The following is a 15,701-nucleotide window of genomic DNA, read 5'->3' on the forward strand; positions in this document are numbered from 1 at the left end:
CCGTCACGCACCGGATAGGCAATCTTGGCGACCCTGGAAATCAGTTCGCCGCGCTCCGGATCCCAGGCCAGCGGCCCCTTGGTCAGTGGGCAGGCCAGCAACTCCAGCAGCTTGGGGTCGACCTTCTTCCCGTCACGTCCGTCCGCCATCGCGCCCTCTTACTGCAAACTCGACCCAAAATCCTCATTCTCGCGCGCCAGCGCCATTTCGGTGATGGCGATCAGCGTCTCGGCCCGGGTCTTCAAATCCGCCGCTTCGAGCAGCGCCTGTTTCTCGGCTGGCCCATAGGGCGCCATCATCGACAACGCATTGACCAGCATGGCATTTTCGGCCCGGCTGACGCTTTCCCAGTCGGCCTCGAGGTCGTTGGCCTGCAGATAGGCGCGAAATGCCTTGAGCAGCGATGGCCGGTCGATCTCGTTGCCCGCCTGGTCCTCATCGAGATCGGCAAGGAAAGGCGAGGGCTTGCACTGGCGAAACGGCGTCTTGACCGTCAATTCGTGGGCGATGCGGAACCGGCACACGCCCTGCAGCGAAATCAGGTAACGGCCGTCGCCGCTCTCGGAAAAGGCGATGATGCGCCCGGCGCAACCGACATTGCAGAGTTCCGGCTCGCCGTCGTCGCGCAAGGCCCCGTCGAGACTGGGCTGGATGACGCCGATGAGCCGCGAGCCGGCGATCGCCTCGTCCACCATCTGCAGATAGCGCGGCTCGAAGATGTTGAGCGGCATGCGGCCTCCCGGCAGCAAAAGCGCCCCCTCGAGCGGAAAGATAGGGATCGTCGACGGCAAATCCTTGGCGAGCCGGTAATGCGCGTTTCCCGCTTGCACCTCATTCCTCCGATCGCGCCATCAAGAAGCGCGTGAGTTCTTGGCCCTAATCTGGCGCAATCATCGCCGACGCCAAGCCCGTGCGGCAAAACAACCGGCAGCCGGCTCAGGAAAACAGCAGCGCCGACAATTTGCGGCGCGCTGCCAGCGTCGCCTCGTCGGTCATGCCCCAGGCCTCGAACAGCTGCAGCAATTGCGTCCTCGCGCCATCCTCGTTCCAGGCCCGGTCGGCCTTGATGATGGCCAGCAGATTGTCGGCTGCGGCCGTACGGTCGCCGTTGGCGTTCTGGATCATGGCCAGATCGAAACGCGCCTGGTGATCTCCGGGATTTTCCGCAAGGCGCCGCTCGAATTCGGCTGGATTGCCGAGAGCCGCCGCCTGCGCCGCAACCGCCATCCTGGCGCGCAGGGCTGCCACCGGCGGCGCATCCTTCTTGGCCTCCGGGGCTGTTGCCAAAAGCGCCTCGGCGCCTTCCGTGTCGCCGGCCTCGAACAGCAGCTCTCCCAGTCCGGCGATCGCCTCGATCGTCTCCGGCGCCTGCGCCAGGATGGCGTCATAAATGTCGGCCGCGGTCTGCATGTCGCCGGCGTCGCGCGCCTCGGTCGCCGCAGCCAGAGCTTCGGCCACCGGCGGCGCGCCATTGCCCTTGCCGCCGACCTTGGTGATGAATTCGTTGATCTGGCTCTCCGGGATGGCGCCCATGAAGCCATCGACCGGCTGGCCGTCCTTGAAGGCGATGACCGCCGGGATCGACTGGATGCCGAGCTGGCCGGCGATCGACGGATGGTCGTCGATGTTCATCTTGACCAGCTTGACCCTGCCGCCGGCGGCCTTGACCGCCTTCTCCAGCTGCGGCGTCAGTTGCTTGCAAGGTCCGCACCAGGGCGCCCAGAAATCGACCAGCACCGGCTGGCGGCGCGATTCCTGGATGACATCGGCGGCAAAGGCAGCCGTCGTCGTGTCCTTGATCACATCGGCGGGAGCGGCGGGCGTATCGCCAAGCGCGACTTTCGCCGGCGCCGGCGCGGTTCCACCATACTGCACCGAGGTGGTGTACTGGCCGCCATTGCCGCCAAAGGGGCCGCCGAACGGATTGTTGTCGCTCATCTCTTTACCCTTCCGTGGCGCCGCCGGCCGGCGGCCAGGCGCCCTATGCTTCAGACCATCGGTTTTAAGCCATCCATGTGGCGATCACGCGGAGACTTTCAAGATAGCAGCATCGTGCCCGGTTGCCTCGACGAATCTGATCAGGTCGCTCGCTGCGATCGATGTCGTCGCCTCATTGGTCAGCGGATGCCCATTGATCACCGCATGCTCCATCAAATCCTTGTCGAGCACGAGCTTGACCCTGTTTGCCGTGTCGTTGATGATGCCAAAGACCGTGACGGCGCCCGGCGTGACGCCGAGCAGCTCCATCAGCATCTCCGGTTTGCCGAAAGAAACCCGGCTGGCGGCGCCGATCACCTGGTGGATCTGCTTCAGGTCGACGACCGCGTCCTCGCCGACGGTGACCAGAAAGAAATTGTCCTTCTTGTCCTTCAGGAACAGGTTTTTCGTGTGCCCGCCGGCGATCTCGCCGCGCAGCGCCTGCGAATCGGCGACGGTATAGAGCGGTGGATGGCGCTTGGTCGAGGCAGCAATGCCCAGCTCGGCAAGAAAGGCAAAAAGTTCGGCTTCGGTCTTCGGCATCGGTTTCGTCTTCGTCCCGTTTGTGAGCCCATGCCGTTTACGGCCAATGGGGCGGCCGACACAAGGCCGTCATGCGACATCACGGTGAGCGGCACCCGCCCTTTGCGGTGGCGCCCCCGCCGCGTGCCACTCGCGCGCCCGCCGGCGGCTTGCCGGCCTCGCTTGCCGGGTCGTAAAAAAGCCTGCGATTTCCCTGTTGCAATCGCCGCGCTCTTCAGCCATATAGGCCCGGCTTGCGGCCAAGACGCCGTGCGAGCGGGTGTAGCTCAGGGGTAGAGCACAACCTTGCCAAGGTTGGGGTCGAGCGTTCGAATCGCTTCACCCGCTCCAGTTTCCTCTTAGGAAATCAAGCATCGAAAAGCCGCGGTCCGCCGCGGCTTTTTCGTTTTTGGACATTGTCGAACTGGGAGCTTGGGCCGAACTGCGCTTCGTCCATCCGCCTCTCATGTCACATAAAATTACAGCCAGGAACGCTTCCCGCCTCGCCTCGTTAGCCCTCCACCACCTAACGATGGAGAAAAACCAATGCAGGATATTTCCGGTAAGCGCGTCGCTATCCTTGCGACAAACGGGTTCGAACAATCCGAGCTTGAAGTTCCGCTCAAAAAATTACGCGAGGCGGGCGCCGAGGTCGATGTCGTGTCGCTCGCAAGCGGCAAGATCAAAGGCTGGGACCTCAAGGACTGGGGTCGGGAGATTCCTGTCGACAAGACGTTGGATGAGGCGCGGTCGGACGACTATGACGCGATCGTCCTGCCTGGCGGGGTCATCAATCCGGATCTGCTGCGCGTCGAGCGAAAGGCCCTGGACTTCGTCGAATCGTTCTGGTCGGCCAAGAAGGTCGTCGGCGCGATCTGCCATGCGCCCTGGCTTCTCGCCGAGACCGGCATCGTAAGGGGTCGCCGGGTCACGTCTTACAAATCGATCAAGACCGATGTGATCAACGCCGGCGGTCTGTGGGAGGACACCGAAGTCGTCACCGACCAGGGGCTCGTCAGCAGTCGCAATCCCGGCGATCTCGACGCGTTCTGCGACAAGCTCGCCGAGGAGATCAGGGAAGGGCGGCACGACAGAAGGGTTGCTGCCTAGCCGCCTGTCCGCCCAGACGATCGACCGCGCAAGCTTTTCACAGTCAGCCCTTCGCCCCATCCGCCTTCCGCAGCGATGCCTGATGCACCAGCGAGGTCCAGCTGTTGGTCGAGGCGAGGTGGCAATAGAGCAGGCCGAGCGCGCCTGATTTGCGCAGGTCGAGAAACGCCTCGTCGCTCAATTTGTTGAAGGCCGGCTCGTCGATCACCTGGAAGTCGGTGAGGTTGAGCACCTCGCCACCCTCCAGCGTCACCTTGCTCTGGCGCGGCGAAAACAGGCCGTGCGCATCGATCTTTTCGACCATCTCGCGGGTGGCTCGGAAGTCGATCTGGAACTGGTTGCAGAAGGCGAGCGCCTGTCTGGTCGCTTCGGTCGGCTCGTTGCCGGCGAAGAACGGCAGGATCTTGTCGTCGCGCAACGGCGCCAGCAGCTGGTCGACGATGCGATTGCTGGCCCGGTCGGCGCACAGCGTCAGCCGGCCGGCCGATGTCGGGTCTTCGGCCAGGATGAAAGGATAGCGCCGGACATAGGCGGGGATGTAGTGCGGCCCGGTCCATTTGCCGTCGGCATCGACGAACAGGTTCTCGTTCTGGCGCACGCCGGTGATGATCACCGGCGACTTGGCCGGGCCGATGAAGACGATCGGGTAGGAGCGCATCGCCGCCGGCATTTCCGACGCGACCACCGGAATGGCGTGCGCCGAGCGGGCGAAGCCGAAGTCACTGCGCGCGGTCAGGCCAAGCGAGCCGTGCCGCGCCGGATTGAGCGCCTCGGGCCTCGAATAGAACAGCGGCAGCGCATCGCCCGTCACGTCCGTCTTTGCATCCGCCATCATCCGTCTCCCGCACGCCCATCAGGCTGCCAATGGTCCCGAAGCCGGGATCTATGCTTTGTTTGCGCTGATCTTGGATCGAAAGGAATCCCGCGCAGGACAAAGTACTACAGCGTCTCTTGCGCGCATAAAAGGACAGGCGGTGCTGTATCTTTGGGATTTGCGGCGATCGATTGTCTTGGGGAACACGACCGCCGCCTGCCCGCCTCTGGACAGCTTGCGGCGAAGCGGCGACAGTGCCGCCTGCAAGGTCGATTGAGGTTGATAGCATGGCGTCGGTATCGGATTTCGAGCAGGGACAAACCTTCACCATCGAAGCCGGGGGCAAGCAGATCCCGCTCGAACTGAGCGCGGTCAAACCCATCGCCGCCAGCCCGCGCCCGGGCGGCGGTTTCTCGCTGCTGTTCAGAGGCCCGCGCGACATCGCGCTGCCGCAGGCGACCTACCTTTTCACCGGGGAAAGCGGCAGCCACGAGATCTTCATCGTGCCGGTCGCCGCCGATGCGGCCGGGCGGCTGTACGAAGCGGTGTTCAACTAGGCGACGTTTGCTTTTTGAGGCGACGCTTGCGCTGCGGCGCGAAACCTTGACGCCAGCGGGACAGCCATCGTCTCACCCCGCCCCGCCCCTCGGCGCCGCACACGCCATCAAATCGTATACACCCTTGTCCTCGACCACCGCAAAACCGAGCCTGACATAGAGCCACCTGGCCGGATTGTGCTTCTCGACGTGGATCGATACTGATTTGCCGGCTAACCATGCCTCGTCGATGAGATCGCGCAGCAGTGCGGTGCCGTAGCCCTTGCGGCGATGATGCGGCAGGAAGGCAATGTCGATGATGCGGTGCTGGCTCAGCCAGCGCTCGATGTAGAGCCGGCCGATGTCTTTCCCCGCTCGTTCCACCACCAGCCAGTCGGCCTCGGGATAATGTTTTCGGTAATGCGCGTGCTGCGCCTGGAACTGCATGCCGAGGAAGTCGGCCTTCTGCGCGTCGCTCCACGCCGTCACCGCGAGTTCCTCGAGACGCGTCGAAGCATAGAGCCGCGACAGGAACGGCATGTCCGCGTCCACTGCCGCACGAAAGCGGAGCCCGGCCTTGTCGGACCGCGACCAGACCGGACGGGCCTGCTTGCCTTCCGCCACGCTGCCGGAAATCAACCGTCAGACCGGCGGCGTCAGGTCGCGCACGACGACGATCTGCTTGAGATTGTTGTCGGTCAGCGACGTCCAGTTGTACTCCCATTCGGAACTGTCGATGCCCATCTGGTTGATCGTCCACAGGCCGTTGGTGCCGTCCGGCATGCGCGCCAGGCTGAACAGAGCAAGCCGGCCATCGGCATTGTAGTTGAGCGTCAGGCGCGTCGAGCGAAGGGATGCGCCGAAATCGCGCCATCCCGACCAGTTCTGGGTGTAGGCATCCCATTGCGCGTTGAATTGGAGGAAGTGCTGGTCGGCGGCGACCAGCACGATATCGCCGTCGCCCTGGATGCCGGCGGCAAGCGCCAGGTTGGACGCCCTGGAGTAGCCAGGTGTCGCCCACTGCGTCCACGTATCCGATCCGGCGGGCATCTGGCGCGTATGCAGCACCTGGCCGCTCTGGGTCAGGGCGAACAGATTGGTGGCGCCGAGCGGGCCGATCACCGGCGCCATCTCGATGAAGCCACCTGTCTGGGTCGTGTCGATCTGCACCCAACCCGTCCAGTCGGCGGCCCTCAAGGCCCGCGCCTTCGCCTGCTGGCAGCGATAGAGATGCAGGTTCGAATTGATGCCGAACAGCGCGATGCGGCCGTCACCCTGGCGTATCGCCGAAACCGTCACAAGCCCGCCGGGGATCTGGATCCAGTCGCTCCACGGTTTGGCCGGCGGCGCCGGCACGTCGACGGTGACGACGATCGGCGTCGTCGTACCCGGTGGCGTGATGGTTTTCTGCACCTGCACGATCTGGTCCGGATTCTGGTAGATCCACCAGATGCGGCCCTGATTGTCGGTGACGAAGACTTCGATGCGGCCATCGGCATCGCGCGCCATCGAAAGCTTCTGGTAGCTGGTGGCGCCGGGCGGCGTGCCGATGCTCATCGGCGCGGTCCATTTCTCGACCGGGCCGATCTGGTTGGCGTCCTCGGTGATGAAGGACAGGTTGGTGGTTCCGGATGGCTGCGCGACCACCGCGACGCGGCCGTCCCTGGTCAGCCCCGCCGTCATGATCACCCAGCCGCCGGGCGCGATGAACGACCACGCCGCGGGCCATGACCCGTTCGGCGCGTCTTGAGCCTTCTGGATCAACTGCCCCTTGGCGGAATCGATACCCACCACCATCAGCCGAGACAGTTCGAAGAACGAAGCGCCGGCCGGCTTGTGCTGGTAAATGGGTGGGGGGCTGGACGGCGCCGGGCGGGCCCTGGCCCTGGAGGGCGCTTTCCGCGCCGGCGTCTTCGCCGCGGGGGCCTTCGACTTCGGTTCTGCGTTCTTGGCCATGATATCGGTCCTGCCCTGTTGGCTCGGTCAGCCTCTTGGTGGGAAAATGCCTTGCAGCGCAATGCAGAAGGTTAGTGTGAGGTAGGGCATCCGGTTGTTGTGCGGCAGGCCGCCACCCGCCGGAGCCAGCATGTTGGCCGCCATCGGCACCATGTTGACGGTCGTGTTCTTGTAGGCGTTGGCGTTGGTCGACCTGGCGATCGCCCGCGTCGGCGTCGGGATCTGGAGGTCGGCGGGGTCGGTTACGGCGCGGATGCTGTGGTTGTGCATCGGCATTTCCGATTCGAGCAAGGTGACCGTGTCCGAGCCGCCGAACTGCCCGAGATCATAAAAGCTCAATCCTGGACCTTGGCCGGGCTGCATCGGCACACTGCCTTGCATGTCCGGCAAGGCGAAGGTCGACTTGCCGTCGCCGCCATAGGTCGTACCCAGCAGCGAGAACAAGGCCGTGTTTTGCGAAATCGGCAGGATCTGGCCGTCGCAGACCGCCCAGCCCACGGGCGCGAAGTTGAGCGGGAAAATTCGGATTTCTGCTACGAATTGGTCCGACATGGTCCTGTCCTATGTTGGGGTCGGGAAAACGCCGAACAGCGAGATGATGAAATTGACGCAGAGATAAGGCTGCAGGTTGGTGTGGGGCCAGCCACCGCCAGACATGCCGACCACGGGATTGGCGAGGTTCGCCGTGGGCGTGTCCTCGACATAGAGCTTGCCCGTGGAAGACTGGGCCACGACATTGTTGGCGGGGCTCGTCTGGCTGGAGACGCTGGTCGTTGCCAGCATCGCGTGCGTGTGGCCGGTCATTTGCTGTATGCTCAGCGTCACGTCCTCGACGCCGCCGGTTTGCCCGATGATAAATCCGGTCCCCTGATGGAGCGGCACGCGGCTGGCCAGGTTCGGCAGTTTGAATGTCTCCTCACCGTCGCCGCCATAGGTGGTGCCGATCAACTGGAACAGGGCATCATTTTCGGAAATGGGTATCGTCTGGCCCTGACAGAACATCCAGCCGGCGGGCGCGAAGTTTCCCGCGAACATGCGAATCTCGCCGATGTAAACTGTCATGGCTGCGCGTCCTTCAATTCCGCGACGGGAAGATGCCTACCAGAGCAATGCAAAAATTCAGCACCAGATAGGGCTGCATGTTGTCGTGTGGCTGACTGCCGCCCATCGCGGTGACGCTGCTCGGTGTCAGCGCAGTCAGATTGGACGTTCCCGGCGCGTAAAGCTGCGCGGGCGATGCCGCAAGCACATTGCCGGTGGCGACGAAGAGATCGCCGGAAGCCGATGTCGCGCTGGCGCTGTGAAAATGCTGGGGGATCTCCAAAAGTGTGAGCGTATGCGCCTGCTCGCCGCCCCGTTCGCCGAGAAGATGACCTTGGCCACCGGTGTGCGTCGGAACGCGCCCACGCAGGTCGGGCAATGCAAAATTCGTTTGCCCATTGCCGCCATAGGTCGTGCCCAGCAGAGCAAACAATGCCTGGTTCTGGTTGATCGGCAGGAACTGTCCGTCGCAGAACGCCCAACCTTGGGGAGGGAAGTTGAAAGAAATCAACTTGATTTCCGAGAGATACGGCTCGGCCATATACACCCCCAAACGTTCAATTTGTAGTAAAAAGCCAATCTCTACATGACGTTACGTTAGATCACCCACCGGCACAAAGCAATCTGCTCGGCCAATACATTTTGTAATTTATTCCAGCGCCAACGCGCGCAACGCCCGCTTATGGCAGGGGCGGCTCCGTAACCCCAACAATGGTCCCGAAGCCGGTTTTGTTGTGGTCGGCGGCCACTGTCGCGGCACCGCCACCCGAATGGCTGTTGAGACTGGCGATGTAGGCCTGAACCGCCGTGTCGTCGGTGGCGCTGCCGGCATAGCCTTCGATCTTGTCGATCACATTGAACCGCTGCCGCACGCGGATATCGGTGACGCCAGCTGACGGATCGACGCTCAGCGTATTTCCATGGATATCAAAAGTCAGCGTGCCATTGTCGGGCGTGCCGGAGGCACCAGCCTGGCTCGAGGTTATCCCGCCATTGACGCGGATCGCCTCGAGCGCGGCTGCGGTCGTCGTGCTGACGGTGTTGTTGGTGATGGTGGCATTGACGATCCCATTGCCGTCGCCGTTCGCGACCAGGATGCCATAGTTCGCGACGTGCGTGACAGTGTTGCCGTCGAGCTTGACGGTCACCGTGTTGCTGCCGGTGGCGGTCCCGTTGACGGAGACACTGATACCTGGTCCGGTGCCGGAATCCGCGTTGTTGATGTTGTTGTTGAGGATGTTGCCCGTGAACAGGCCACGCACGACCGGCGATGCGGCACCGCCGCGGTTGACGTTGATCTGCGAGCCCGCGCCGCCGGCACCAAACAGGGTCGCATAGTTCGCCGTGGTGAAGGTCGCGTTCAGCACATTGAAATTATAGGTGCCGGCGCCGTTCTGATCCATGTCCACGCCAACGAAATTGTCGGTGAAGGTGCCGCCGCTGCCGGCGACGCCGGCCTGGCCGACATCGAAATCGATGTTGCCCGAGCCGTTGTTGATGAGCTGGATACCTCTCGCGAAATTGCGCAGGAACGACGAGTTCGTGACAAGGCCGGTGATGTTGGCGGTGCCGTCGGCCTGCAGCAGCAGGCCGACATTGCCTGGCGGTCCCACGGAGGTGTCGCGGAAGGTCGAGCCCGAAACAGTGATGTTCAACGTGCCGCTGTTGTTGAAGACGTTGAAATTGTCCTCAAGGCCGTTCGCGATCACCGAATTGGTGATGGCGACGGTGCCGGTCAGGCCGTTATGGGCGGCGTCGGCGGCGCGGAAGCTGATCGAGCCTTCGTCGGCCGCGGCGCTGGTGCCGTTCACGCCGGAGGCTGCGTTCACCGTGCTGTTGGCGAGCGTGAAGCCGTTCACCTCGAACCCGCGGATACCAAAGTTGTCGAAATCGTTCAGCTGCATCCAGCCGAGCTGCACATCCTTGGTGCCGTTGAGGAAGATACCCGTGCCCTGTGTGGTGCTGCCGTCGGCACCTGTCTTGTTGGCAATGGTGCCGCCCGACGCGGCCGAGCCTGTCCCGGTCACATGCAAGCCGCCATTGCCGGCCGCCGTGCCGGTATTGACCAGGATGATGCCGTTGGCGCTACCGCCATTCGATGTGATGCTCTGGAAGACAAGGTTCCCCGAGCCGATATTCGTGTTCTCGACATCGAGCGCGGTGCCGGTCCCCGAATTGATCGTGCTGCCGGGGCCGGTGGCGGTAACCGTGCCGCCGCCGGTGGCGCTGAAGCCGGTGGTGTCGCTGGTTGAGGTATCGATCGCCAGCTTGTTGGTGAAGCTGATCGTCGTGCCGTTGGTGCCGCCATTGGCCACCAGGTTGATGCCGTCGCTAAAGCTATTCGATGTTATGGCGCCGTCGAACGAGATCGTGCTGCCGCCGCCGGCGGTGCCGGTGTGGTTCTGGACGTCGATCGCGGTGGCGTTGGCGGTGTGGGTAATGGTGCCATTGTAATCGATATTGGCCGAACCGCCCGAAACCAGGAACGCCGTACCCGTTGCACCGCTCAGCGCGCCGGAACCGAGGTCGACCGTGCCGCTGACGTTGGTCAGCCTGACATTGTTGGCGCCGCCGACCGAATTGGTCGAATCGAGCGCGATGCTGGCGGCGACGCCAGAGAGATTGATCGCCTGGCCGGTGGTCGCCCTCACCGTTTCTGCGGCAGCGGTAGCTGTGATGCCCATCGTGCCGCCGGTTCCAACAATGCCGGTGCCGCTGGCGGTGTCGATGGTCACGCCGCCGGTGAAGCTGACCGTGCCGCCGGTTTGCGAGACGCCGACGCCGGTGGTCGTGTCAATGTTGGCGAGGCCGGTGATGTTGAGCGTACCGCTCGCCACCTGAATGCCGCCGCCCACCGTGACGGTGCTGTTCAGGGTCACCGTGTTGAAGGTGAAGACGCCGGTGTTACCGGCGTTGATCGTCATAATGCCGGCAGTCGTCGCCGCGGCAACGCTCGTGTTGCCGGTGACGGTGAAGGTACCGGCGACGCCGTCGAAAATGATGCCGCCGCTGCTGCCGCCTGAACTGATGCTGGTCACCACCATATTGACGGTCAGCGGATCGAGATCGAACGCCGCGCCATTCCCCGTGAAGACGCCGCCGCTGCTGCTGTTCAGCGTGAAATTGGTGGTCTTGGTGTTGGCGAGGACGCCGGTGCCGCCATTGTTGAAGACGCTGAACGCGCCGAGATCGAGGGTGCCGCTGGTGTTGGTGAAGCTGAGGCCGTCGCCCTGGACGCGCCCTGGGCCTGGTGAGCCAACACCGATCGTTCCGGCGCTGACAGTGCCGCCGGCGCCGTTGGAGTCGAAGCGGACATTGTTGAAGGCGATGCCGCCGCCAGTGCCGCCGAGCACAGTGTTGTCGGCAAAGGACTGGATCTCGACCGAGTTGTCCGTCGCGCTGATGTTCTGGCCGGCAAAGGACGCGGCCAGCGCCGATCCCGTCGATTTCAGCGTATTGCCGTCGATCGAAAGCAGAAGCGTGTTGGCCGGCGCAGCTGATGTGGAGAAATCGAGCGCCCTGCCGCCGGCCGCGATGTCGTTGTTGCGGAGGAAGAAACTGGAGGCGGACGTCGCGTTGACGGCGACACCAGTGCCGGTGCCTGTGTTGCGGATGATGAGGTTCTGGAGGCCGCCGGTGACGACGCCCGAGCCTGATGTCGCCAGATCGACCACCGAGCCGGCGGTGTTGCTCTGCAGGATCGGCCGTAGCGTGTCGATGCCCGCCGGTGCCGCGATGATCGGCGAGTTTTGCACGGTGGTGAAATGGAACGCAGCCGAAGCGCCGGCGCTGGTATCGACGCCGAGCTGCGAGACATCGACGGCCGCGTCGTCGCTCTTGAAGGCGAGCAGTACCTGCCCGTCATCGAGCTGGAACGACGTACCGCCGAGGTCAATCGTCGCCTGGCCGCCGTCGACGTTCTTGTCGATGAGCACAATGACATTGGCGGTAGATGCCTGGGCGTTGGTATAGGTGCCCGGATTGAGCAGGCTGCCGTCGCCAAGGGCGGTGGCATCGGCGGTGACATAGTAGACCTTGTACGAAGACAGGTTCGACGTGTCGCCGCTGAAGTTGACGTCGTTGAAATTGTAGTCGCCCGATGTCGGCAGCGTGTCGGTGGCGTGGATGACCTGGCCGTTGCCGAAGGTCTCGATCTTCGATTCGGCCGGGCTGCCGCCGTCGCCGAACACCAGCCTGGCGTTGGTGGCGCTGGAGAACTGGACGCCCTGGGCGACCTTGGTGATGGTCGACGTCTGACCAGCAGGGCCAGGATTGTTGTTGAGGAGGTCACCGAGCTGGATCTTGCCGGTGCCGGTTGTCGTCGTGCCGGCCATGTCGATGCCGAGCGAACCGGTGGAGTTGCCGCCATCGACATCAAAATCGTCCGCCGTGATGGTGCTCGTGCCGAGCGCCGCACCGTTGAGGTCGAGGCCGACGGCGTTGGTGGCGCTGGCCGCGATCCCGATGTTCAGGCTGTCGAAGCTCAGCGCCGAACCGAGCGTGCCGGAAATGTCGACGCCGCGCGAGGTGATGTTCTGCAGGTTGACCGCGCCGAGGTCGATGGCGCCGCCGCCGACATTGTTGAGCGACACCCCGGTCGCGGCGCCGTTGCTCGAAATCGAATCGAAGGTGATGCCGCCTGCGCCGACCGTCGCGCTGTCGAGATCGAGCGCGGTGCCCGTGCCGGTGGTGATGGTGTTGCCGGCGCCGCTGACGCTGACCGTGCCGGCGGCGAAGGTGCTGGCGGTGAAGCCGGCGCCGCTCGAGGTGGTGATGACGAGGCCGCCATTGGTGAAGGCCAGTGTGCCCGTGCCCTGGGTCGGACCGATGCTGGGGAGCTTGACGATGGCGCCGTTGGCGCCGCTGCTGGTGTCGAATATCTTCGAGGTGCCGGAGAAGGTGGCCGTTCCCTCGGACGATCCGTCAAACAAGACGCCGACGGCGCTCCCGGTATGATTGATCGTGCTCGAAATATTGTACACGCCCTCGGCGTTGCCGCTGAAGGTGAAGACCGCTGTCCCCGGCAGTGCTACTGCCGAGGTCGAAACGACCGAACCGCTCATGTTGAGCTCGCTCCAGTCGCCGCCGCCGACTTGCAAGACGCTGCCCGCGCTGACGTTGATCGAGCCGGTGTAGTTCAGTGTGGCGTGGACAAGATCATTGCCGCCGGCGAGCGTGATCGCTGAACCAGTGGTGCTTGTCGTCGCGCCGATGCTGGCGCTGCCGCCATTCCCGCCAACGTTGACGGTCCCGCTCGAGGTCGTCAATGCGATACCGATCTCGGCGCCATCGATGTTCAGGGTGGATCCGGCGACATTGGCGATGTTTATGGTGCCGACCAGCGGCCCACCAATATCGAACCCTCTGTAGCTGACGTCGAGATCGGTCTTGCCGGTGAAATTGACCACGCCGGCGCCGCTCAGGCCGATCAATGAAGCGCCGATGTAGCCGGTATCCCTCAGGCCGCCAATGTTGACGTCGCCGCCGAGATTGATACCTCCAAGCAGCACACCAGCGCCGGTACTCGTGGATACGGCCGAGACGCTGTCGAAGGCAACGCCGCCGGCGCCGACATTGGCGCCGAACAAGATAAGACCGTCGGCGCCGGAATTGATCTCGTTGCCCGTGCCGGTGACCGTAACGGCGCCGGTGGTAAAATCTCCGAAGGCGATGAAGCCGGTGCCGGTCGTCGTCGTTATGTCGAGACCGCCATTGGTGAAATTGATCGCGGAATTGGTGTTGGGGGCCGGTGTGCCTGCGGGGAAATTGCCAACGAGACCCAGGCTGACGGCGTCCGTCGCGCCCGAGCTGATCACCTTGCTGGTGCCCGAGAAGGTGATCGCGGCCGAGTCGTTGCCGGCAATGACGATATTGCCGCCAGCGGCCGCGTTGGTATCAGTCAGGTTGCCCGACAGCGTCACCGAGCCGCCAGTCATGCTCTGGATCGAAACAGCCGCGCCGGTGCCGTTGCTGTTGATGGTGCCGGCATAGGAGATGATCGCGCTGCCGCCGCTCCCGGCAGTCGTCGAGCCGACATTGAAAGCCGTGTTCGCGCCGGTGTTGGTCAGCGTGCCGTCGCCAATGGTCACCGTGCCGGTCAGGTTCTGCAGGTTGATGCCGCCGCCGGTCAGCGTGCCGGCCGGTCCGCTGTTGGGCAAGGTGCCGCGCGTGACCGTGATGTTGCCGGCGCCGCCATTGGCGTCGAGCAGCGTGCCGGCGACGTTGATGTTGTTGTCTGCGATCGACAAATTGGTGTCGAGGCCGGCGACCTTGAATGCCGTCTGGCCGGCGGCGACATTGGTGACGGTGACGCCCTGGACGACGATGCCGCCGACATTGCTGAAGCCGGCAGCATTCTGGTCGATGGTGAAGACCGAACCGCTGCCGCCGGTGAAGTCGAACGCGGTGTCGCGCACCTGGTTGCTGCCGAGCAGCTGCAAGGTATCGCTGCCCGTGCTCTTGACCATGCCCTCATTGCCCGTGACGTTGCCGCCGGTGGCGCCGAGATTGCCCTGGACATTGACCGGCTGGACGGTACCGGAGGTGAGGATGGAGGCGCCGTTGCCGAAGCCGATGATCGACTGGCCGGAATCGAGCGTGAACGGGGTGCCGCTGAGATCGACGGTGCCGACAAAGGCGAAGTTCAGCGTGCCGGTCATGGCATCGGCCTCGGCGACCGTGTAGGTGGTCACGTCGGCGCTGAGCCCGTCCGTGTTGGCGTGGACGATGCCACCGCCCTGGGAAATCATGATGGTCCCACCGACCGCGCTGGCCAGATGGGCGGCGCCGGTGAAGTTGACGTCGTCGAAATCATAATTGCCGAGCGTCGGATCGAGCCCGATCGTATTGACGGTGTAGCCGCCGGCGGCGGCGCTGATGGAGGACTGCAGCCCATCGGCGGACGTGCCGTCGCCGAAGGTGAAGTTGGCGTTGGCCGAGGTCGCGGTGGCGCCGCTCGACGACAATTCGACGCCGACGCCGACATTGGAAATGCTGGAGCCGCGCAGGAAGGTGATGGTCTTGTTGCCGGTCGTCGACGACAGGTCGATGCCGCGCGAGGTCAGGCTGCCGGTGCCGGTGATCGTGGTCAGGCCGAAATCGGCCCTTGTCGAGGAACCGCTCGAGGAACCGCTGAAGTCGATGCCGGTCTGGTTGGCGCCAACCTCGTCGATCGTGGTCGTGCCGAAGCTGATATGTTCGTTGATGTCGAGGAACTCGATGCCGGCGGTGCTTGCCGCTCCCAGCGTAACCTGGGTTGTGCCGAAGGTGACCGTGCCATTGTCGGCAATGAAGATGCCGGTGCCGCCAGGCGTCGTCACGGTGACCTCGCCAAAGCTCGCCGATGCCGTGCTGGCGACATTGGTGACGGACAGGCCGGTGCCCGTGGCATTGGTGATCGACAGCGGCGCGGTCACGTTCAACGTCGCGGTGCCGCCGAGGCTGCTGACAAGCGCCCCGCCGCCACCCGTCGCAGACAGTGTCGAGCCGATGAAGCTGATCGCGCCGCCGGCCGGGGTCAGCGTCGATCCGACATCGAACAGATCGCCGGTGCCGGTCGAGGTGACCGTACCGCTGAAGGTCACCGAGCCGCCGGTGGTGCCGTCGACCTTGACCGCCGCGCCTGGCGCGGTTGCCGAGCTGGAGACGTTGGCCGCCACACCGATCGTCGCGCTGCCGCCGGAGACGACGACGCCATCGCCGGTGCCCGAATTGGTGATGGTGCCGCCGAGGATCGTGATCGAGCC

General features: G+C 63.9%; 13 protein-coding genes and 1 tRNA gene. 3 read left to right on the forward strand and 11 right to left on the reverse strand.

The window, feature by feature from the left end; all coding sequences use genetic code 11:
• The 4 genes from EN949_RS22865 to EN949_RS22880 form a co-directional block, all read right to left on the reverse strand.
• The coding region (locus EN949_RS22865) for a Trm112 family protein (protein WP_164782532.1) at positions 1 to 149 on the reverse strand (149 nt) is incomplete at its 3' end.
• Between the two features lie 9 nt (positions 150 to 158).
• Entirely contained in the window at positions 159 to 830 is a 672-nt protein-coding gene (locus EN949_RS22870; protein ID WP_013528774.1) for an LON peptidase substrate-binding domain-containing protein, read from the reverse strand.
• A 106-nt stretch (positions 831 to 936) separates the two neighbouring features.
• Positions 937 to 1,938, reverse strand: a complete 1,002-nt coding sequence (gene trxA / locus EN949_RS22875; protein WP_063169575.1) for a thioredoxin — start codon at positions 1,936 to 1,938, stop codon at positions 937 to 939.
• Positions 1,939 to 2,022: 84 nt separating this feature from the next.
• Positions 2,023 to 2,520, reverse strand: coding sequence for a prolyl-tRNA synthetase associated domain-containing protein (locus EN949_RS22880; protein ID WP_027162861.1), 498 nt, complete (start codon positions 2,518 to 2,520; stop codon positions 2,023 to 2,025).
• Between the two features lie 255 nt (positions 2,521 to 2,775).
• Here EN949_RS22880 and EN949_RS22885 point away from each other — a divergent pair.
• Both EN949_RS22885 and EN949_RS22890 read left to right on the forward strand, forming a co-directional pair.
• Positions 2,776 to 2,850, forward strand: a tRNA-Gly gene (locus EN949_RS22885).
• Between the two features lie 195 nt (positions 2,851 to 3,045).
• Positions 3,046 to 3,609, forward strand: coding sequence for a type 1 glutamine amidotransferase domain-containing protein (locus EN949_RS22890; protein WP_013528771.1), 564 nt, complete (start codon positions 3,046 to 3,048; stop codon positions 3,607 to 3,609).
• A 43-nt stretch (positions 3,610 to 3,652) separates the two neighbouring features.
• Here EN949_RS22890 and EN949_RS22895 read toward each other — a convergent pair whose 3' ends face one another.
• A complete protein-coding gene (locus EN949_RS22895) occupies positions 3,653 to 4,441 on the reverse strand; it encodes a SapC family protein (protein WP_063169576.1) in 789 nt (262 codons plus the stop codon).
• 269 nt (positions 4,442 to 4,710) lie between these two features.
• On the opposite strand from EN949_RS22895, the gene EN949_RS22900 reads away from it, so the two are divergent.
• Positions 4,711 to 4,980 carry a hypothetical protein gene (locus tag EN949_RS22900; RefSeq protein WP_064992649.1) on the forward strand — a complete coding sequence of 90 codons (270 nt, stop codon included), beginning with the start codon at positions 4,711 to 4,713 and terminating at the stop codon, positions 4,978 to 4,980.
• 72 nt (positions 4,981 to 5,052) lie between these two features.
• Here the strand turns inward: EN949_RS22900 and EN949_RS22905 are convergent, their stop codons facing one another.
• The 6 genes from EN949_RS22905 to EN949_RS22930 form a co-directional block, all read right to left on the reverse strand.
• Positions 5,053 to 5,598, reverse strand: a complete 546-nt coding sequence (locus tag EN949_RS22905) for a GNAT family N-acetyltransferase (protein ID WP_127366769.1) — start codon at positions 5,596 to 5,598, stop codon at positions 5,053 to 5,055.
• Positions 5,599 to 5,601: 3 nt separating this feature from the next.
• Entirely contained in the window at positions 5,602 to 6,915 is a 1,314-nt protein-coding gene (locus EN949_RS22910) for a hypothetical protein (protein ID WP_127366768.1), read from the reverse strand.
• 27 nt (positions 6,916 to 6,942) lie between these two features.
• Positions 6,943 to 7,467: a tail fiber protein gene (locus tag EN949_RS22915; RefSeq protein WP_013528766.1), complete on the reverse strand. Its 525-nt coding sequence runs from the start codon at positions 7,465 to 7,467 to the stop codon at positions 6,943 to 6,945.
• 9 nt (positions 7,468 to 7,476) lie between these two features.
• Complete coding sequence (locus EN949_RS22920; protein ID WP_127366767.1) at positions 7,477 to 7,977, reverse strand: tail fiber protein; 501 nt, start codon at positions 7,975 to 7,977, stop codon at positions 7,477 to 7,479.
• Between the two features lie 13 nt (positions 7,978 to 7,990).
• On the reverse strand, positions 7,991 to 8,497 hold the full coding sequence (locus EN949_RS22925) for a tail fiber protein (protein ID WP_063173401.1): 507 nt from the start codon (positions 8,495 to 8,497) through the stop codon (positions 7,991 to 7,993).
• Positions 8,498 to 8,636: 139 nt separating this feature from the next.
• Positions 8,637 to 15,614: a hypothetical protein gene (locus EN949_RS22930; RefSeq protein WP_206534963.1), complete on the reverse strand. Its 6,978-nt coding sequence runs from the start codon at positions 15,612 to 15,614 to the stop codon at positions 8,637 to 8,639.
• Positions 15,615 to 15,701 lie beyond the last annotated feature (87 nt).

Source organism: Mesorhizobium sp. M7A.F.Ca.US.007.01.2.1, from assembly GCF_003998165.1.
GTDB classification, from domain to species: domain Bacteria; phylum Pseudomonadota; class Alphaproteobacteria; order Rhizobiales; family Rhizobiaceae; genus Mesorhizobium; species Mesorhizobium ciceri.

What these genes read in the sequence shown, in the direction of transcription:
- trxA (WP_063169575.1), bottom strand. Translation starts at nt 1,938, where the DNA reads ATGAGCGACAACAATCCGTTCGGCGGCCCCTTTGGCGGCAATGGCGGC.
- EN949_RS22900 (WP_064992649.1), top strand. Translation starts at nt 4,711, where the DNA reads ATGGCGTCGGTATCGGATTTCGAGCAGGGACAAACCTTCACCATCGAA.
- EN949_RS22880 (WP_027162861.1), bottom strand. Translation starts at nt 2,520, where the DNA reads ATGCCGAAGACCGAAGCCGAACTTTTTGCCTTTCTTGCCGAGCTGGGC.
- EN949_RS22915 (WP_013528766.1), bottom strand. Translation starts at nt 7,467, where the DNA reads ATGTCGGACCAATTCGTAGCAGAAATCCGAATTTTCCCGCTCAACTTC.
- EN949_RS22910 (WP_127366768.1), bottom strand. Translation starts at nt 6,915, where the DNA reads ATGGCCAAGAACGCAGAACCGAAGTCGAAGGCCCCCGCGGCGAAGACG.
- EN949_RS22890 (WP_013528771.1), top strand. Translation starts at nt 3,046, where the DNA reads ATGCAGGATATTTCCGGTAAGCGCGTCGCTATCCTTGCGACAAACGGG.
- EN949_RS22925 (WP_063173401.1), bottom strand. Translation starts at nt 8,497, where the DNA reads ATGGCCGAGCCGTATCTCTCGGAAATCAAGTTGATTTCTTTCAACTTC.
- EN949_RS22920 (WP_127366767.1), bottom strand. Translation starts at nt 7,977, where the DNA reads ATGACAGTTTACATCGGCGAGATTCGCATGTTCGCGGGAAACTTCGCG.
- EN949_RS22895 (WP_063169576.1), bottom strand. Translation starts at nt 4,441, where the DNA reads ATGGCGGATGCAAAGACGGACGTGACGGGCGATGCGCTGCCGCTGTTC.